We start from the raw sequence: 18,786 nt of genomic DNA on the forward strand, positions 1-18,786 counted from the left end.
TGGCCTCAGAGCTTAGAGCCGGCGGGGCAACTATGTGCGGGGTCAGGCCTCGATCTGCGCGAGGATCTCGTCGGGGATGTCGACGTTGGTGTAGACGTCCTGCACGTCGTCGCTGTCCTCGAGGGCATCGACCAGTTTCATCACCTTGCGTGCACCCTCGGCGTCCACCGGCACGGTCACCGACGGCTGGAAGCTCGCCTCGGCGGAGTCGTAGTCGATACCGGCGTCCTGCAGGGCGCTGCGCACAGCCACCAGGTCGGTGGGCTCGGAGATGATCTCGAAGCTGTCGCCGAGATCGGTGACGTCCTCGGCACCGGCGTCGAGTACCGCGGCGAGCACGTCGTCCTCGGTCAGACCGTTCTTCTCGAGAGTCACCACGCCTTTTCGGGTGAACAGATAGGAGACCGACCCCGGATCGGCCATGTTGCCGCCATTGCGGGTCATCGCCACCCGCACCTCCCCCGCGGCGCGGTTGCGGTTGTCGGTCAGGCACTCGACCAGGATGGCCACGCCGTTGGGGCCGTAGCCCTCGTAGGTGATGGTCTGCCAGTCGGCGCCGCCGGCCTCTTCACCCGCGCCGCGCTTACGGGCGCGTTCGATGTTGTCGTTGGGCACCGAGTTCTTCTTGGCCTTCTGGATGGCGTCGAACAGCGTCGGGTTGCCGCCGGGGTCTCCGCCGCCGGTGCGGGCGGCGACCTCGATGTTCTTGATCAACTTGGCGAAATTCTTACCCCTACGGGCGTCGATGACCGCCTTCTTGTGCTTCGTGGTCGCCCACTTGGAATGGCCGCTCATCAGGGGTGAACCTACTTTCTTGTCGCGATCTCGCCTGACGAGTCTACGTGCAGCCGCGATTCGGGCGTGATCGCGAGCGGTGAGCGCGCCTTTGCACGCCGAAATCACCTCAGGTCGCCGTCGATGTAGCGCTGCAGGTTCGGCGCGATCGCCGCGACGACCTCGGGCTCGGTCATGGAGGCGACCGGTTCGATCCGCCACACGAAGCGCATCAGTGCCAGGCCGATGAGCTGCGTGGCGATCAGGCCGCTGCGCCGCATCCGGTCGGCCTCGTCGGTGCCCAGTGTGGACGTCCCGATCAGGCTGCGGCTCACCACCAGTGCGAGCTTCTCCCGGGTGCGCGGCTCGTGGGCGGCGGTCATCACGACGGCGCGCAGTGTGGGCCCTATCTCGTCGTCGGTCCAGCTGCCCAACACGGTCCGCACGAGGCGCTCACCGAGGTCCGCGCGGGGCGTCGACCAGGTGGTGGCCACCATCTCCAGCCAGCGCTGCGGCGGATCGGTGGCTGCGTCGAGCAGCTTCTCCTTGGATCCGAAGTAGTGATAGACGAGCGCCGGATCGACGTCGGCCGCCCGCGCGACCGCCCGGATGGTGGTGCCGGCGACGCCTTGGTCGGCGAACTCGTGGCGGGCTGCGGCGAGGATGCGCGCAGAGAGCACGCCCCGTTCGTCGCGGGGGCCGGGTGCGGTTCGCTTCGGCACCGGTCGAGCATAGCCGCCGATTTCACGTTGCGTTGAGACTAGTTTCACCGTAGCGTGAAATTTGTGAACGCGCTGAACGGGCCGCAGACCACCGGACGCACCTATCGCAACCTCAGCGAGCCGCGCCACACCGTCGCGCACGACGTCAATGTCACTGTGCCGATGCGCGACGGCGTCACCCTGCTCGCCGACGTGCACCGTCCGGCCGGGGACGGGCGTCACCCGGCTCTGATCGCCGCGTCCCCGTATCCCCGTCAGATCCAGAACCTCGGCGCGCCGGCCGGGTTCATCGAGGCCGGCGTCACCGACTTCTGGGTCCGTCGCGGATATGTCCACGTCATCGCCAACGTGCGTGGCACGTGCGGCTCCGGCGGCCGGTTCGGGTTCTTCGACGCTCAGGAACGCCGCGACATGTACGACCTCGTGGAGTGGGTGGCCGCTCAGCCGTGGTGCGACGGCACCGTCGGAATGATCGGCATCAGCTATTTCGCCATGACGCAGCTCGAAGCCGCCGTCGAACGGCCCCCGCATCTGCGGGCGATCTTCCCGGTCGCCGTCACGGCCGACCTGTACGAGGCCGCATCCCACCACGGGTTGATGAACTCGTCGTTCGTCACGCCGTTCCTGTCCATGATGGGGCTGACCTCCGAGCGCAGCGATGCACTGTGGCGCGGCCCGGTGGTCGGCCTGGCGCGCCGCATCCTCAGTCTGCCGCCGCTCCACCGCCGATTCGCCACGATGAACGGTGAGGCGGCGGTGACGATGATGCGCCAGCTGCTCAAGCTGCCGCACAATCCCCATCCGTGGGACGACCTGTGGCATGACGTGGCGGTCGAACACCCTGTGCGCGATGAATGGTGGGACGAACGCGACCTGCTGCCGCTGCTGGACCGCGTGGACATCCCGGTCTATCTCGGCTGCGACTGGGAGAACGTGCCGCTGCATCTCCCGTCGACGTTCCAGACCTGGAAAAGGTTGCGCCACAGCAGCGATGTACGCATCGGACTGCTCGGGCGCTACGGGTTGACCTGGCCGTGGGAGAGCCTGCACACCGAGGCGCTGGCCTGGTTCGACCACTGGCTCAAGGGCCACGACACCGGAATCCTCGACGGACCGCCGATCCGGTACGTGCTGCCCGGCGACGAGGGTGGCTGGCACATCGCGAACTGCTGGCCACCGGAACAGAGCAGCCACCGCAGCCTCGCGCTGCGTGCCGACGGGGCGCTCGACGACGACGAGGGTGAACCGGGGCAGCGGGCGTATCTGGTGCTCGGTGCCGGACTCAACCGGGTCACCGCCAGCCCCGTCGATCCGCCGGACCGACTCGAGTGGACCAGCGCTGCGCTGGACGACCATGTGGACATGGTGGGCGACGTCGAATTACGCCTTGTGGCATCGGCCACCGCGATCGACACGGCATGGATCGCCACCCTGCAGGACGTGGCCCCCGACGGCACGGTCGAGGACGTCACGGCCGGCTGGTTGCGGGCGAGTCTGCGCACGGTCGACGAGGCCGCCAGCCGCGACGGCGCGCCGGTACTGCCCTGCCGGGAACCGCGCGCCGTGCCGATCGGCGAGAACGTCGAATACCGGATTCCGCTGGTGCCCAACGCCCGTCGCTTCCGGGCCGGACACCGGATCCGCCTGGTGCTCACCAGCGACGATCAGGATCCGTCGACACCGGCGATCATGAACTTCCGGCACGCCGGCGTCGGGACCAGCAGCCGCAACATCGTCCGCTCATCCTCCCGCCTGTTGCTACCGGTGATCTCGGCGTGAAAAGGTCTGCTCTGCGCGCCTTTTCACGCCGAAACCATCTCCACGAACAGCTTGTGCACCCGGCGGTCGCCGGTCATCTCCGGATGGAACGACGTCGCCAGCGTCCGGCCCTGCCGCACCGCGACGATGTGCTCCCCCGCCCGGCCCAGCACCTCGACACCCGCGCCGACCCGCTCCACCCACGGCGCCCGGATGAACACCGCGTGGACGGGTTCGTCGAGTCCCGCGAACGGGATATCACCTTCGAACGAGTCGACCTGGCGTCCGAATGCGTTGCGGCGCACCGTCATGTCGATTCCGTGTAACGGCATGGCCTCCCGGCCGGCGGCGCCGGCGTCGAGGATCTCGCTGGCCAACAGGATCATCCCCGCGCATGAGCCGTACGCGGGCATACCGTCGGCCAAACGCTCGCGCAGCGGTTCGAGCAGGTCGAACTCGCGCAGCAGATGGCTCATCGCCGTCGATTCGCCGCCCGGGATCACCAGCGCCTCGACCGCGTCGAGTTCGGCCCGCCGCCGAACCGTGACGGCCTCGGCGCCGGCCTCGGTCAGCGCCGCGAGGTGTTCGCGGGTGTCACCCTGCAGCGCCAGCACCCCGATGCGGACGCTCACGCCCGTCCCGGCGTGAAATCGCGCGGATACCGGGTCAGTCCCTCCTGCATGACGGCCGCGACCATCTCGCCGTACTGGTTGAACAGCTTGCCCTGGGTCAGCGCCCGGCCGCCGCATGCCGACGGCGAGGACTGGTCGTAGAGCAGCCATTCGTCGGCACGGAACGGTCGCATGAACCACATCGCGTGGTCGAGAGAGGCGATGTTGAGATGCTTGCGCACGTCGGCGTGGTTGACCTGCGCCGAACCGAGCAGCGTGAGATCGCTCAGATAGGCCAGTGCGCAGATGTGCAGCACCGGGTCGTCGGGCAGCGGGTCCCGGTGACGGAACCACACCTGCTGCTGAGATGCCTTGCCCGGCAACCGCTTCACCAGATCACGCGGCACGATCCGGACATCCCATTCGTCGAACTGGGCGAAGCTGGCGTCGTCGAAGACCTTGCTCACGGATTTGAAGTCGGTCATGTCGTCCGGCGGCGGCGCCGCCGGCATGGCGTCCTGGTGTTCGATGCCACTCTGGTCGGTCTGGAAGGACGCCGACATCGAGAAGATCGTCTCGCCGTGCTGGATGGCGTTGACCCGTCGGGTGACGAACGATCCGCCATCGCGCAGCCGCTCGACGATGTAGACCGACGGCGCGCGGGCGTCCCCGGGCCGCAGGAAATAGCCGTGCAGCGAGTGCACCAGGAACTTCGGGTCGACCGTGCGCACCGCCGACACCAGGGATTGCCCGGCCACATGACCGCCGAAGGTGCGCTGCAGGAATCCCGACTCGGGGCTGAACACCGCACCGCGGTAGATGTTGACCTCCAGCTGCTCGAGGTCGAGGATCTCCTCGATCGCCATCTGCGATTACCAGCCGCGTTCGGCCAGCCGGTGGGGCTGGGCGATGTCCTCCACGTTGATACCGACCATCGCCTCACCCAGGCCCCGCGACACCTTGGCCAGCACGTCCGGATCGTCGTAGAAGGTCGTGGCCTTCACGATCGCCGCGGCGCGATCGGCGGGGTTGCCGGATTTGAAGATGCCCGAGCCGACGAACACGCCCTCGGCGCCGAGTTGCATCATCATGGCCGCGTCGGCGGGGGTGGCGATACCGCCCGCGGTGAACAACGTCACCGGCAGCTTGCCCGCGCGGGCCACCTCGAGAACCAGGTCGTAGGGCGCCTGCAGTTCCTTGGCCGCCACGAACAGCTCGTCTTCGCTCAGCGAGGTCAGCCGGCGGATCTCGCCGCCGATCTTGCGCATGTGGGTGGTCGCGTTCGAGACGTCGCCGGTGCCGGCCTCGCCCTTGGAGCGGATCATCGCCGCGCCTTCGGTGATGCGCCGCAGCGCTTCGCCCAGATTGGTCGCCCCGCACACGAACGGCACGGTGAATTTCCACTTGTCGATGTGATTGGTGTAGTCGGCCGGGGTGAGCACCTCGGATTCGTCGACGTAGTCCACGCCGAGGCTCTGCAGGATCTGCGCCTCCACGAAGTGACCGATGCGCGCCTTGGCCATCACAGGGATGGTGACCGCGTCGATGATGCCCTCGATCATGTCCGGATCGCTCATCCGCGACACGCCGCCCTGGGCTCGGATGTCGGCGGGCACCCGCTCGAGCGCCATGACCGCGACGGCGCCGGCGGCCTCGGCGATGCGGGCCTGCTCGGGGGTGACGACGTCCATGATGACGCCGCCCTTGAGCATTTCCGCCATGCCCCGCTTGACGCGAGCGGTTCCGACCTGCGACGAGCCGTTGTGCTGCGAGCCGTTTGCTGCGGTTTCCACTGCCTTCTCCTCAGAATCGCTACCGATCCAGTGTAGTGGCACCGCAAAATCGATTGAATCCGCAATATTGCGGGTTCGGCCTCACACCGGTGACCAGTTCGCGGCCTATTGTCGCATCACACCGGCGGTGTCCCAGAATCCAGCGGTACTGCCCTCCTGGGTTGCCCGCTGGGCAGCACCTTGAACCGGCATCACCAACGCGACGGCGCGCCCTGCCGGATCCGCTCCACCTCCGAACGCGCGAACCGCACGCGGTCGGTGTCGGCTCCCCGCGCCGCCGCCAGCTCGTTGGCCAGCTCGTCGGCAGCCTGGAGCACCAGAACGGCGGTCCGGCGCTGCGCGCCAACCCCGCGCTTACGATGGCCGCGCCGGGCCTTCCACGATCCTGCCAGCACGTCGAGTTCCGCCGGGGTGATCACGCCTCGCTCGACCTCCGGCGCCATCACAGCGCGCAGGACGTCGCGCTCGCGCACCACCGTCGAGCTGTAGACCTTCGCGACGATGAGCAGCGCGACCACGACCATGCCGACGTACAGCCCGGTCTGCAGCGACGGGCTGCCACCCGCGATGGCGTCGACTGCATCCCAAACGCCGTGCAGCAGCATGGCAATCACCATGAGCAGCAGTCCGCGACCGACCCGGCGGGGCTCGGCCGGACGACCCAGCAGATACACCAGGCCGGCGCAGAAAATCGCGCTGTACAAGATGTGCGCGGCGACGCCGAAGGCCATCCGCGTCCAGATCGTCTGCAGCTCGGAGGCCAGCGGATCGGCGCCGAATTGTGCACCGGCGGCATCCAACGCGTACTGCACGTCTTCGACGATCTGGAAGCCGAGACCGATCGCCGCGCCGAGGATGAAACCGTCAAACGCGGTTCGAATCACGCGGGGCGCCAGAGCGATCAGCAGGAGCAGGCCGAAGCCCTTGGCCAGTTCCTCGTCGAAGGGCGCGGAGAGCGCGGCCGACCAATCCAGCGACCATGCCTGGCCGAACGCCTTGGCGTAGAGATCGCTCAACGCGCTGTTGGCCGTGCCCGCCATCAGCGACGTGGCCGCGAATCCGCCCCAGGCCAGCGCGGTGACCAGCAGATTCACCGGCAGTTTGGCGTACCGGTCGGCGCGCTGAGTGAACCACCAGAGCAAGGCGCCGTAGAGAACGAACAGCACGACCGCAGCCGCGACCGCGGTGTCGAACGACGCGGGCTGGCTCTGCAGCATCGGTAAGACGGTGATCGCACCGAACCCCACCAGCAGCACGTACACCCAGAACGCCAGATTGCGCGGTTGGAACAGCACGAAGCGCCGACCCCATCCGGAGGCGTCGAGAGCGGCGGCACGGGCAGTTTCGAGGTCGGACAGATCGGTCACGCCGCCGCTCCCTTGTCCCCGCGGATGCTGGTGATCATCCGGTGGACGGCATCGGTCTCGTCCGACGAAGGATCGTCGGGTCCGAGGGCGACGGCGACGACCCCCACGCCATCGAAGACGTAGGCCACCAGCAACCCGTCAGTGGTGAGGGTGCCGATTTCCTCGACGACTCCCGAATCGCCGGAATCGCTTGTGACGGTGGCGCGTTCGCTCATCACCGTCGTGTCGCCGTCGAGCACGCCGCCGCCGGTGGTCTCGACCTGGTCGAGCAGCGCGCTGGCGTCACCGTCGAAATTGTCCACTTTGACGGTGAGCGTGACGTCGCCATCGGCGACCGTCGCGCTCTGCGGATATCCGCCGCCGGCTTGTGGACTGCCGATTCGCACCCCCGAGGTGATGCCCCAGCCAGGTTCGGGAACGAAGGTGACGCCTCCGTCCAGTCCGATGACGTCACCGGCGGCGACCTCATCGTCGTATCCGATGAAGTCATCGATGTTCGGCAGCACGATGGACATGACGAACGCCAACGCGAGCACGGTGACGGCCGGGCCGATGGAGCGCCGGTCGAAGCCGAGCCATCGGCGGTCTACGGGGATCCAGCGTTCGTCGGGTTCGAACGTCGACTGGGCGAGGATGTCGGTAATGGGAAGTCCTTGACTAGACGGGATTTCGGCCGATATGCCCCACCACAGGCGCACCGACTATAACAACGGTCGCTCGAGCTCAGGCCTCGACTTCAGAAAATATTTTCCCAGCCGTCACCTGATCGGTGAATGGGTCGGCCCCGGATGCGGGCCCCGTCCCAGAAGGCAAGGTGTGCGGTGGCCGAGAAGATCCTTTCCGCGATGCGCTGAAGCTGCGAAAACGCTGTGGTTGAATTTGACGCGTGTTGCCATAGGGGCGCAGTGGTGGCGTAACACGGCCGGTACGGCCGAATCCAGGGGAGACATGATGCCGACTTCGCATCGTCCAGCACACACCATCTTCGCCTGCGCCGCCGTCGCGGCGCTGGCCGTGACCGCCTACGGCGCAGGCACGGCCGTTCCCGAGCACCGTGTCGCGCTGACAACCGTGTCGGGCGCCTACACCATCGCCGAGAGCCCGGTGCTGCTGAAGATCGAGCTGCACGGCGACCCGGCGGAGGCGAGCGACTACTGGAACCAACAGAACTTCCAGGACTGCGGTCTGATGGCGGTCGCGACCGTCGTCGGCCTGACGACGGGCACCGCACCCACCGAGCAGGAGATCGTCGCGGTCGCGTCGAGTCTGCCGAGCCCGGGCGGTGACCGGCCGATCTACACGCCGCCGGACCCGAACAACCCGAACTCCGACAACGGGACCACCTCCGACGATCAGGTCCTGCTGCTTGAGCACTACGGGATCGCCGCCACCGCCACCAGCGACGACCTGGCCGCCGAGACCGGCCTGGCCACTGGGATCCCGGCGCTCTCCGGCTATCTGGACAGCGGACGCCGGTTGATCGCCGGCGTGAACGCCGAGACCATCTGGGCCGAGGAGGGCGGCTACACCGACGACGACCACTCCGTGGTGATCAGCGGCGTCGATCCGGAGGCCGGGCTGGTCTTCCTCTCCGACAGCGGCACCGAGGACGGCGACGGCGAGCAGGTGCCGATCGACGTCTTCGAACGGGCCTGGGCGACCGGTGCCCACGATCTGATCGTCACCGGCTGAGGCCGGTCAGCGGATCTGCACCGGCGGTCCCGCCGGCCGGGATGCGGGCGAGTCGGCGAGGGCGACGGCCTGGTCGAGCAATTCGGCCAGCCGGCGCGGGTATACGGCCTCGCCCGCGGCGACCAGCTCGCCGATCGCCGTCGCGTCACACCAGCGGTGGCCGTGGATGTAGCGGCGTTCGAGGGCCGTGTGACCGATCGCGGTCGGTTCGAAGCGGTCGGTGCGGCATACGAAGAACAGCTCCTGGCTGTGCATGACCGCCCCGTTGAAGTCGAACACCGCGTCACGCCGCCACACCGGCCCGATCAACGATCCGGCATCGACCTGCAGACCGGTCTCCTCGGCCAGCTCCCGGGCCGCGGCCTCGGTCAGTGTCTCCCCCGGTTCCACGGCGCCACCCACGGTGAACCACCAGCGCGGTGCTGAGCCGGCCGCCGCGGCTGGATCGGATCCGCACAGCAGCAGCACCGCGCCGTCGCGGTCGATCAGCACCACGCGTGCCGACATCCGCGGTTTGACCGGCTCGGTGTCGCGCGACGAGGGTTCGGCGATCTCGAAATAGGTGGGCAGCGCGGCGGTTCCGCCCAGTCTCAGCAGCCGTACCGGGGTCCGCTCACGCAGGGCCAGGGTGTCGCGCACGGCGTCGTTGTGGAAGCGCCGCGCCAGCAACACCCGAGCTTCGGCGTCGGCCAGCTCGGCCACCAGCGCCGTCGGCAGTGCCGCCGGGTCGACCACCGCGAGCGCGGCGGAGAGCTCGTTCTCGGCGGCCTCCCGGGCGCTGCGCGGCGCCCGTTCGGCGGCGTCGGCCAGCGCCGAGAGGCGTCGGCCCGGCGCTTCACCGCCGTACGCGTCGGCGGCGACGGCCCGGGCCACGGCCGCACGCCGGCCCAGCGCACCGTCGAGGACCTGCCAGCTCAGGTCGTAGCGCACGTGCAGGCGATCGAGCCGGTGGGCGGTCTGATACGCCCAGCCGGCGATCAGCAGCACGACCACGGCCAGGACGGCGACCGCGACGATCAACCACGCGGTCACGACACCACCGACACCTTGACCCCCGCGCCGGCCACCGTTTCGTAGACCCGCATGATCTGGCTGGCCACCACCGACCAGTCGTAGCGGTGCACCGCCTCGGCCGCCGCGGCGACGATCCGATCCCGCGCCGCCACGTGGTCGGGGTCGTCGGCGAGCATCCCGATCACCCCGGCGGCCAGGTCGTCGGCGTCGTCGACGCGCACCAGCGCGCCCGCCGCCCCGTCGAGCAGCACCCGCCGGAAGGCGTCGAGATCGCTGGCCACCACCGCGGTGCCGGCGGCCATGGCCTCGACGAGCACGATGCCGAAGCTCTCCCCCCCGGTGTTGGGCGCGCAGTACACATCGGCGCTGCGCATCGCCGACGCCTTGGTGGCATCGTCGACCTGCCCGAGGAACCGCAGATGACCGGCCAGCTCCCCGGCCTCGTCGCGCAGTTCGTCCTCCGCACCGCGGCCGACGACGAGGATCTCGATGTCCGGATAGCGCGCCACCAGGGCCGGGAGGGCGCGCAGCAGTACCGCCATGCCCTTGCGGGGTTCGCCGTAGCGGCCCAGGAACAGCACGGTGCGGCCGGGCCGGGGATAGCCGGGCAGCAGGGGCGCGGTCGCGAACGAGGCGACGTCGACGCCGTTGGGGATCTCGACCGCGTCGGAGCCGAGCGCCTCCATCTGCCAGCGGCGCGCGAGGTCCGAGACGGCGATGCGTCCGACGATCTTCTCGTGGTAGGGCCGCAGGATCCCCTGGAATACCGACAACGTCAGCGATTTGGTGGTCGAGGTGTGGAACGTCGCGACGATCGGACCCTGCGCGGCCTGCAGCGCCAGCATCGACAGGCTGGGCGCATTCGGCTCATGCAGGTGCAGAACGTCGAAATCGCCGTGGCATAGCCACTTCTTGACCCGGCGGTGGGTGGCGGGTCCGAATCGCAGCCGCGCCACCGATCCGTTGTACGGGATGGGCACCGCCTTCCCGCCGGAGACGACGTAGTCGGGCAGATCGGCGTCGGGTGAGGACGGTGCGAGCACGCTGACGTCGTGGCCCCGCCGGCGCATCACCTCGGCGAGCTGTAGAACATGCGACTGCACCCCGCCCGGCACGTCGAACGAGTACGGACACACCATGCCGATGCGCACGGTCTACCAGCGCTTTCTGCTCTTCGCGCGAGCACTCATCGCGCCCCGGCGATCCGGGCGCGGCGCCCCTCGGACAGATCAGACAGCCATTGCGGCTGGACCATGTGCCAGTCCTGCGGATGGGCGGCGATGTTGACGGCGAATCGGTCGGCCAGCGCCTGGGTGATCACCGCGACGTCGCGGCTGGAGGTGTCGAGTTCGCCGAACACCTCCATGCCCCAGCCGTCGCCGTCGAACCAGCAGTGCGTCGGCAACAGGGCCGCACCGGTCTCGATCGCGAGTTTGGCCGCGCCGGCGGGCATGCGGGTCGGCTCACCGAAGAAGTCGACCGCCACCCCGTGCCGGGACAGATCGCGTTCGGCCATCAGACAGACCACCCGGTTGTCCCGCAGTCGATCCCGCAACAGCTGATACGGCGGGCGCTCTCCGCCGGAGAGCGGTATCACCTCGAATCCGAGGCTCTCCCGGTAGGCGACGAACCGGTTGAACAGAGACTCCGGTTTCAGGCGTTCGGCGACGGTGGTGAATTCGCCGTGGTTCTGCACCAGCCACACCCCCGCCATATCCCAGTTGCCGCTGTGCGGCAGGGCGATCACCGCGCCGCGCCCGTCGCGCAGCGCCGCCCACAGGTTGTCGATACCCGTCACCGACAGGTCCCGGCCGATCTTGGCGTGGTCCATACCCGGCAGCCGGAACGCCTCGCGCCAGTAGCGGGCGTACGACGCCAGTGACGCTTGCATCAGCGAATCCGGCACCTCGGCCGGGGCCACCCCGGTCACCCTGGCCAGGTTCTTGCGCAGCTGTTCGGGTCCACCGTTGCGCGACGAATACCGGGCACCGGCGTCGAATGCGGTGCGGGCCACGACATCCGGTACGGCGCGCACGACGCGCCACCCGGCGGCATATCCCCAGTCCGACAGCATGTCAGAGGTGGGCAGCCGACCTACGAATGGGGTCACTGCTCCCCCGCCGCCGGCTTCTGCCCGCCGGCCGGTTCGATCGGGTCGGTCGCTCCCGGCGAGGTGCGCACCGCATGCACGCGCTGCAGGACGGTGATCACGCTGGTGACGGCCAGCAGCCACATCGCCACATGCACCAGCCACGGCACGTGCAGGAACGACACCCCGGAAAGACCGGCGCCGGTCAGCACGATGACCAGTCTTTCGGGCCGTTCGATGAAGCCACCGTCGCCACGCAGCCCGCTGGCTTCGGCGCGGGCCTTGATGTAGGAGATCACCTGCGAGGTGATCAGGCAGATCAACGTGGCCACCACCAGAGAGCGGCTCTGCATGCCGAAGGCCGCCCACCACAGCAGGCCGGCGAAGATCGCGCCGTCGGCGATGCGGTCGCAGGTCGCGTCGAGCACGGCGCCGAAACGCCGTCCGCCGCCCCGCTCGCGGGCCATCGCGCCGTCGAGCATGTCCGCAAGGACGAATACCGCGACGGTGAAGGAGCCCCACCACAGTTGCCCCATCGGGAACAGGGTCAGCGCCGCCAGCACACTGCCGGCCGCGCCGAGGATGGTGATGCTGTCCGGGGTGAACCCCAGCCGCAGCGCGCCGCGGGCGACGGGCCGCGACAGTTTGGTGTAGGCGGCGCGCGTCATCAAATAGAAGTTGCTCACGGGCCGTCCTCGCCGGCCTGTCTGGTCCACTCGTCGGCGAGCAGTTCCCGCGTCTCGCGCAGCAGCTGCGGGATCACTTTCGAGCCGCCGATGATGGTGATGAAATTCGCGTCCCCACCCCACCGCGGCACGACATGCATGTGCAGGTGCTCGGCCAGCGACCCGCCCGCCGAGTGGCCGAGGTTGAGGCCGACGTTGAACCCGTGCGGCCGCGACACGGCTTTGATCACGCGGATGGCGCGCTGCGCGAAAGCCATCAGCTCGGCGCTCTCGCTGGCGGTGAGGTCCTCGAGCTCCGATACCCGGCGGTACGGCACCACCATCAGGTGGCCGGGGTTGTAGGGATACAGGTTGAGCACCGCGTACACCTCGGCTCCCCGCGCGACCACCAGGCCGTCCTCGTCGGCCATGGTGGGGATGTCGGTGAACGGCTGCGCCGACTGCGACGAGTCCGAACCCTTCTTCATCGGCGATTCGGCGATGTAGCTCATCCGGTGTGGAGTCCACAGCCGCTGCAGATGGTCGGGGTCGCCGACCCCGTGGTCGACGATCGAGCGCTCGTCGTTATCGCTCACGCGCCTGGGTCCGCCTTCACGAGGTCGGCTGTGGGAGCGACGTTCTGGCGGTCGGCAATCCATTTCACGATGGCGTCGGCGGCGTGTTCGCGCGGCACGCCGTTGATCTGTGTGCGGTCCCCGAAGCGGAAGGACACGGCGCCCGCCTCCACATCCTTATCGCCCGCAACCAGCATGAACGGCACTTTCTGGTTGGTGTGGTTGACGATCTTCTTGGCCATCCGGTCGTCGCTGGCGTCCACCTCGACGCGCACTCCGCGACCCCGCAGCTGGGCCGCGACCTCGTCGAGGTAGGCGACATGGGCGTCGGCGACCGGGATGCCGACCACCTGCACCGGCGCCAACCAGGCCGGGAACGCTCCTGCGTAGTGCTCGGTGAGGATGCCGAAGAACCGCTCGATCGAGCCGAACAACGCGCGGTGGATCAGCACGGGCCGCTTGCGGGTTCCGTCGGCCGCGGTGTACTCGAGTTCGAAACGGTCGGGCATGTTGAAGTCGAGCTGAATCGTCGACATCTGCCAGCTGCGGCCCAGCGCGTCGCGCACCTGCACCGAGATCTTCGGGCCGTAGAACGCCGCGCCCCCGGGATCGGGGACGAGTTCCAACCCTGAACTCTCGCCCACTTCCCGCAGTGTGTCGGTGGCTTCCTCCCAGAGTTCGTCGGAGCCGACGAATTTGTCCGGATCCTTGGTGGAGAGCTCGAGGTAGAAGTCGTCGAGTCCGTAGTCGGCGAGCAGCTCGAGAACGAACTGCAGGATCCGGGTCAGCTCCTCGCGCATCTCCTCGCGGGTGGTGTAGATGTGCGCGTCGTCCTGTGTCATCCCGCGCACCCGGGTCAGCCCGTGCACGACCCCGGACTTCTCGTACCGGTAGACACTGCCGAACTCGAAGAGCCGCAAGGGAAGTTCGCGATAGGAGCGCCCCCGCGAGCGATAGATCAGATGGTGCATCGGGCAGTTCATCGGCTTGAGGTAGTAGTCCTGCCCGGGCTTGCGCACCGTGCCGTCCGCGTTGTACTCCGCGTCGATCTGCATGGGGGGGAACATGCCGTCGGCGTACCACTCGAGGTGGCCCGAGGTGATGTACAGCTGTTCCTTGGTGATATGCGGGGTGTTGACGAACTCGTAGCCGGCCTCGATGTGCTTGCGGCGCGAGTACTCCTCCAGCTCGCGTCGCACCACGCCCCCCTTGGGGTGGAAAACCGGAAGGCCCGAACCCAATTCGTCCGGGAAGCTGAACAGGTCGAGTTCGGCGCCGAGCCGGCGGTGGTCGCGGCGCTGCGCCTCCTCGATCAGCTCGAGGTGGCGATCGAGTGCCTCCTGGGACTCCCACGCGGTGCCGTAAATGCGCTGCAGGCTGGCGTTGTCCTGATTGCCGCGCCAGTAGGCAGCCGAACTGCGGGTGAGTTTGAAGGCCGGGATGTAGCGGGTGGTCGGGATGTGCGGGCCGCGGCACAGGTCGCCCCAGATCCGCTCGCGGGTACGGGGATTGAGATTGTCGTAGGCGGTCAGCTCGTCACCGCCGACTTCCATGACCTCCGGATCGTCGGCGCCGGATTTGTCGTCGACGAGTTCGAGTTTGTAGGGCTCGTTGGCGAGTTCCTCGCGGGCTTCGTCCCTTGAGGCGTAGACGCGGCGCGAGAAGAGCTGCCCGTCCTTGACGATCTGGCGCATCTTCTTCTCGAGCGCCTCGAGGTCCTCGGGCGTGAAGGCCTTCGGCACATCGAAGTCGTAGTAGAAGCCGTCGGTGATCGGCGGACCGATACCGAGCTTGGCGTGCGGGAACAGCTCTTGCACGGCCTGGGCCAGCACGTGGGCGGCCGAGTGCCGGATCACGCTGCGGCCGTCCTCGGTGTCGGCCGCGACCGGCGTCACCTCCACGTCGGTCTCCGGCGCCCACGACAGGTCACGCAGGCGACCGTCCGGGTCACGCACGACGACCACGGCGTCAGGCGCGCCGCGGCTGGGCAGTCCCGCTTCGCGGACCGCCGCTCCCGCGGTGGTCCCGGCAGCGACCCGGATCGGGGCTGCTGGGGCGGGGCTGGCGACGGCGGTCATCGGTGGTTCTCCAAGCGTTCGGGGTGTGGCGAGACGCGACCATGCTATCGGTGCGGGCGATCAGTCTCCGACCCCGATGGGACTGTTCAACCACGATTGTTCGACTCCCAGGATCTCGCCGGCCCAGTCGAGCGCGCCCAGCAGCCACAGCGTGCCGAACACCACCAGCGCTGTGAGCAGCCCGCCGAGGATCTGCACGATGGCGCCCTGCCGGTGGAACCAGTCCATCACCGTGTCGTAGCGCTCTTTGGCGTACTTGAGCAGCCGCTGCGCCCAGTCGAATTCGGTGGCCAGGATGCCCAGGCCGATGAACACGATGGCCCAGCCCGGACCCGGATACGGGATCGCGACGATACCGACCGCCAGCACCGCGGTGCCGACGACGCCGACGGCGATGCGGTAGCAGAATTCCAGCCGGGGCCGTTCGCGCAGACCGTCACGCCACCGGCCCCACCGGCGCCGGACGCCGGCGAACCGCGCCGTCTCCTCGGCGTCATCGGAGGCTGTGTCGCTCACGGCTGTCCCGGCTTCAGGCGGACGAAGAGCGCTTCGACGTCGGCGAGCACGGTGTCCCCGTCGAGCAGCCGGCCGTCGACGAAGATCTTGCGGCCCTCGATGCGATCGATCCCGGCCTCCACCCGCAGCGGCTGCTCCACCGGCACGATGTTGCGGTAGTTCACGTGCAGGAAGGCGGTGCGCTGATAGCGGCTCTCGGTGAGCTTGTATGCGGTGTAGCCGAGCACCGAGTCGAACAGCAGCGCGATCGCCCCGCCGTGCGCCGCCCCATTGCGGCCCAGGTAGAAGCGCCGGAACACCGCCTCGCCGGCGATGCGGCCGTCGGCCGTGCGCTCGAGCACCATCGGGACCTGCAGGATGTTGCCGCGGTTGGGCAGGTCGACGCGCCGGCCGGACGGCGAATGCCATTCGTCGGCCCGGTAGGCGTCCAGCAGATCGTTGACCTGGCCGATCATCCCGGCCGCGTCGGCGATCACCTCGTCGGGCGCGTCCGCGCTGCGGGCCAGGTCCTGCAGGGTGCGCACCGCCTCGACGAAGCGCCCGTAGTCCGGACCGCCGCGCGTGGTCGGCACCGGCGGGTTGAATCCGCCACCGGACGGCGTCTCGGTCGGGTCAGTCGCCACACCGCTCAAGATATGGGGCGCTGCGTCACTGGGCCGCACCGGCTCGGCTGAGGGTCTCGAACTCGTCGTCGGACAGTGTGATCTGCGCGGCGGCCACGTTCTCCTCCAGGTGGGCGACGCTGGAGGTGCCCGGAATCGGCAGCATGGTCGGCGAGCGCTTGAGCAGCCACGCCAACGCCAGCTGCGACGGGGTGGCGTGGTGGTCGGCGGCGATGCGTTGCAGCGGCCCGTCAGGGGCCGCCAGCGGGCCGGCCGCCAGCGGGAACCACGGGATGAACGCGATGCCCTCCTCGGCAGCCTTGTCGACCAGCGGCTCAGATCCGCGCGCCCCGACGTTGTACATGTTCTGCACCGAGACGATCGTCGCGGTCCGCTGCGCGGCCACGAGCTGGTCGACACTGACCTCGGAGAGCCCGATATGCCGGATCTTGCCCTCCTGCTGCAGTGCCGCCAGCTCGCCGATCTGGTCCTCGGCGGGGAACTTGTCGTCGATGCGGTGCAGCTGGAACAGGTCGATGGTGTCGACGCCGAGGCGGCGCAGACTCATCTCGCACTCCTGCCGCAGATAGGCGGGGAACCCGAGCGGCGTCCACTCGTCGGGTCCGGTGCGCAGCAGCCCGGCCTTGGTGGCGATGACGAGGCCGTCGCCGTACGGGTGCAGCGCCTCCCGGATGAGATCTTCGGACACATAGGGCCCGTAGGAGTCCGCGGTGTCGATGAAGTTGACGCCGAGTTCGACCGCCCGGCGCAGCACCCGGAGACACTCGTCGCGGTCGGCGGGCGGGCCCCACACGCCCTTGCCGGTGAGGCGCATCGCGCCGAAGCCGAGTCGCGCGACGGTGAGGTCGCCGCCCAGGGAGAAGGTGGTCATGCCCCGACCGTACGCGCGGTGCTGGCATGGTGGCGGGGTGAAGTTGAGCGAGCTGGCCGCACTACCGCTGACCTACGACGAGGTGGGCGCGACCGCCGGCCCGCTGCCCGCCGGATACCACCACGTGCGCAGGTCCCGTGAGATCGGTTCCGGCCGTCGCCGGTTCGAGGAGGCCGCCGAGGCGGTGATGCGGTGGGGCATGCTGCGCGGTGCGGGGCTGGCGGTCGTCGCCACGACGGAGGTGGCGACGGTCGGCTCCGAGGTCATCGTCGGTATGGGTCCGGTGCGGGCGCCGTGCCGGGTGGTCTGGGTGATCGACGAGCCGGACCGGCGCGGCTTCGCCTACGGCACTCTGCCGGGGCACGCCGAATCGGGCGAGGAGTTGTTCGCGGTGCGCTACGACCCGGCCACCGAACGGGTCTACGCGGAGGTCGCGGCGTTCTCCCGGCACGCGACGTGGTGGAGCCGGCTCGCCGGACCGGTGACGTCGGTGCTGCAGCGGGTGGTCACCGCACGCTATCTGCGGGCGCTGTGAGTTCTTCTCGCACATCGTGGAGCACCGCGACGCTGATCTGGTGGTTGAGGATCGCCAACGTGAACAGCCCGATCGAAACCCCCACCAGCGCGCCGAACCCGTCGGTCGCGAAATCGACGAAGGCATTGAGGAATGTGGAGATGAGCGCTGCGTTGCGCAGCCAGCGCAGCGGCCACACCCGATCGGTGCGCCGGCGGGCGATCATCGCCGGCACCGCGATCGCGGCCGTGGTGGCGGCGACGACCAGCAGCATCACCGATGCCGGGGTGGGTCCGTCGAGTTCCAGGACCACGGCGTCGTCCTCGTAGTAATAGCCGCCCAGGGCGATACCCAGCACGCCGAACACCAGTCCGCCCACGGCGCTGAGCACCAGCAGCCAGCCGACCACCGGGACCCACCGCGGGCTGCGGAAGAAGCCGGGGATCAGCCGGGGCGCCCAGCGCTGCAGGCGGTAGAGACGGTCGGGTGCGTGGTCAGCAGTCAGCAGCAGGGAGCGGACGTGGGCCACCTCGTCACCCGACGCGCCGCCACTGTCGGCCTGAGACAGTAGCGCCAGGCCGACCTCGCGGCGGTGGTCGGCCAATCCCCGGGCCACGCCGTCGGCGGCGATCGCGGTGGCCGAGGCGAGGCACTCCCGGGCGGTCAGCGGCCGGATGTCGCGGACGATGCGGGCGCCGACCAGGATGGCAACCACCAGGATGTACATGATCTCGGCCGACGGCCCGTAGAAGTAGTCGTTGTCCTTGGTGACGAACTTGCCGACTTCGTCGAGGAACAGGCCGAAGCCGATACCGCCGAGCAGGACGGCCAGCGTCCGCGTCCCGGCGCCCAGCGTCAGCCACCCGATGAGCAGGGCGAACATCATCAGAGCCCCGCCCCACAACGCATGCGCGATGTGCAGGGTGCCGCCGCCGATCTGCGGATATCCGGTCAGCTCGAGATAGAGCCGGGTGATCAGGATCGTGGCGATCGCGATCAGGACGAAGGCCTCGGCGTTCGCCGAGCCGGTCGCATCGCGGGTGATCGGACCGCGGCGGCCGTGCGCAACGCTGTCCATGCTTCCTCCAGCGCGTGTGTTGAGTAGCCTTGAGCAACTTATCGGA

Annotated in this window: 20 protein-coding genes; 3 read left to right on the forward strand and 17 right to left on the reverse strand. The window is 68.8% G+C overall.

Annotated elements, in window-relative coordinates; genetic code table 11:
* Nucleotides 1-42: 42 nt before the first annotated feature.
* Nucleotides 43-795, reverse strand: a complete 753-nt coding sequence (locus tag ACN27E_RS07245) for a YebC/PmpR family DNA-binding transcriptional regulator (RefSeq protein ID WP_422747801.1) — start codon at nt 793-795, stop codon at nt 43-45.
* Between the two features lie 104 nt (nt 796-899).
* Entirely contained in the window at nt 900-1,496 is a 597-nt protein-coding gene (locus ACN27E_RS07250) for a TetR family transcriptional regulator (RefSeq protein WP_422747803.1), read from the reverse strand.
* A gap of 63 nt (nt 1,497-1,559) precedes the next feature.
* Here ACN27E_RS07250 and ACN27E_RS07255 point away from each other — a divergent pair, with 63 nt between their 5' ends.
* A complete protein-coding gene (locus tag ACN27E_RS07255) occupies nt 1,560-3,275 on the forward strand; it encodes a CocE/NonD family hydrolase (protein ID WP_422747804.1) in 1,716 nt (571 codons plus the stop codon).
* 23 nt (nt 3,276-3,298) lie between these two features.
* Here the strand turns inward: ACN27E_RS07255 and pdxT are convergent, their stop codons facing one another.
* From pdxT to ACN27E_RS07280, 5 genes are all read right to left on the reverse strand, one after another.
* Nucleotides 3,299-3,886 (reverse strand): pyridoxal 5'-phosphate synthase glutaminase subunit PdxT, encoded by a 588-nt coding sequence (gene pdxT, locus ACN27E_RS07260; protein ID WP_422747805.1) that lies wholly within the window; start codon nt 3,884-3,886, stop codon nt 3,299-3,301.
* Nucleotides 3,883-4,731 (reverse strand): acyl-CoA thioesterase II, encoded by an 849-nt coding sequence (gene tesB, locus ACN27E_RS07265; protein WP_422747807.1) that lies wholly within the window; start codon nt 4,729-4,731, stop codon nt 3,883-3,885. Before tesB ends, pdxT begins: the two co-directional genes overlap by 4 nt.
* A gap of 6 nt (nt 4,732-4,737) precedes the next feature.
* Nucleotides 4,738-5,658 carry a pyridoxal 5'-phosphate synthase lyase subunit PdxS gene (gene pdxS / locus ACN27E_RS07270; protein WP_422747809.1) on the reverse strand — a complete coding sequence of 307 codons (921 nt, stop codon included), beginning with the start codon at nt 5,656-5,658 and terminating at the stop codon, nt 4,738-4,740.
* Nucleotides 5,659-5,849: 191 nt separating this feature from the next.
* Nucleotides 5,850-7,025 carry a PrsW family intramembrane metalloprotease gene (locus ACN27E_RS07275; protein ID WP_422747810.1) on the reverse strand — a complete coding sequence of 392 codons (1,176 nt, stop codon included), beginning with the start codon at nt 7,023-7,025 and terminating at the stop codon, nt 5,850-5,852.
* Nucleotides 7,022-7,723: a hypothetical protein gene (locus tag ACN27E_RS07280; RefSeq protein ID WP_422747812.1), complete on the reverse strand. Its 702-nt coding sequence runs from the start codon at nt 7,721-7,723 to the stop codon at nt 7,022-7,024. The genes ACN27E_RS07275 and ACN27E_RS07280 overlap by 4 nt, the downstream gene beginning before the upstream one ends.
* 253 nt (nt 7,724-7,976) lie before the next feature.
* On the opposite strand from ACN27E_RS07280, the gene ACN27E_RS07285 reads away from it, so the two are divergent.
* On the forward strand, nt 7,977-8,717 hold the full coding sequence (locus tag ACN27E_RS07285; protein ID WP_422747814.1) for a hypothetical protein: 741 nt from the start codon (nt 7,977-7,979) through the stop codon (nt 8,715-8,717).
* 6 nt (nt 8,718-8,723) lie between these two features.
* Here ACN27E_RS07285 and ACN27E_RS07290 read toward each other — a convergent pair whose 3' ends face one another.
* Genes ACN27E_RS07290 through ACN27E_RS07330 form a run of 9 tightly spaced genes read right to left on the reverse strand, consistent with a single transcriptional unit; the run spans nt 8,724 to nt 17,148 of the window.
* A complete protein-coding gene (locus ACN27E_RS07290; protein WP_422747816.1) occupies nt 8,724-9,749 on the reverse strand; it encodes an NUDIX hydrolase in 1,026 nt (341 codons plus the stop codon).
* A complete protein-coding gene (locus ACN27E_RS07295) occupies nt 9,746-10,882 on the reverse strand; it encodes a glycosyltransferase family 4 protein (RefSeq protein ID WP_422747818.1) in 1,137 nt (378 codons plus the stop codon). The genes ACN27E_RS07290 and ACN27E_RS07295 overlap by 4 nt, the downstream gene beginning before the upstream one ends.
* Before the next feature lie 35 nt (nt 10,883-10,917).
* Nucleotides 10,918-11,805, reverse strand: coding sequence for a phosphatidylinositol mannoside acyltransferase (locus ACN27E_RS07300; RefSeq protein WP_422749694.1), 888 nt, complete (start codon nt 11,803-11,805; stop codon nt 10,918-10,920).
* A 32-nt stretch (nt 11,806-11,837) separates the two neighbouring features.
* Entirely contained in the window at nt 11,838-12,506 is a 669-nt protein-coding gene (pgsA, locus tag ACN27E_RS07305) for a phosphatidylinositol phosphate synthase (RefSeq protein ID WP_422747819.1), read from the reverse strand.
* Complete coding sequence (locus ACN27E_RS07310; RefSeq protein ID WP_422747820.1) at nt 12,503-13,081, reverse strand: HIT family protein; 579 nt, start codon at nt 13,079-13,081, stop codon at nt 12,503-12,505. The genes pgsA and ACN27E_RS07310 overlap by 4 nt, the downstream gene beginning before the upstream one ends.
* Nucleotides 13,078-15,138, reverse strand: coding sequence for a threonine--tRNA ligase (gene thrS / locus ACN27E_RS07315; protein ID WP_422747822.1), 2,061 nt, complete (start codon nt 15,136-15,138; stop codon nt 13,078-13,080). The genes ACN27E_RS07310 and thrS overlap by 4 nt, the downstream gene beginning before the upstream one ends.
* Before the next feature lie 60 nt (nt 15,139-15,198).
* A complete protein-coding gene (locus ACN27E_RS07320; protein ID WP_422747824.1) occupies nt 15,199-15,654 on the reverse strand; it encodes a TIGR02611 family protein in 456 nt (151 codons plus the stop codon).
* Complete coding sequence (locus ACN27E_RS07325; protein WP_422747826.1) at nt 15,651-16,277, reverse strand: PaaI family thioesterase; 627 nt, start codon at nt 16,275-16,277, stop codon at nt 15,651-15,653. The genes ACN27E_RS07320 and ACN27E_RS07325 overlap by 4 nt, the downstream gene beginning before the upstream one ends.
* A 25-nt stretch (nt 16,278-16,302) precedes the next feature.
* Nucleotides 16,303-17,148: an aldo/keto reductase gene (locus ACN27E_RS07330; RefSeq protein ID WP_422747828.1), complete on the reverse strand. Its 846-nt coding sequence runs from the start codon at nt 17,146-17,148 to the stop codon at nt 16,303-16,305.
* 37 nt (nt 17,149-17,185) lie between these two features.
* On the opposite strand from ACN27E_RS07330, the gene ACN27E_RS07335 reads away from it, so the two are divergent.
* Nucleotides 17,186-17,683, forward strand: coding sequence for a DUF1990 domain-containing protein (locus ACN27E_RS07335; RefSeq protein ID WP_422747829.1), 498 nt, complete (start codon nt 17,186-17,188; stop codon nt 17,681-17,683).
* Here ACN27E_RS07335 and ACN27E_RS07340 read toward each other — a convergent pair.
* On the reverse strand, nt 17,655-18,740 hold the full coding sequence (locus tag ACN27E_RS07340; protein ID WP_422747830.1) for a hypothetical protein: 1,086 nt from the start codon (nt 18,738-18,740) through the stop codon (nt 17,655-17,657). The genes ACN27E_RS07335 and ACN27E_RS07340 overlap by 29 nt on opposite strands.
* Nucleotides 18,741-18,786: the final 46 nt, after the last annotated feature.

Origin of the sequence: Mycobacterium sp. WMMD1722 (assembly GCF_049315205.1) — a bacterium.
Classification (GTDB): Bacteria; Actinomycetota; Actinomycetes; order Mycobacteriales; family Mycobacteriaceae; genus Mycobacterium.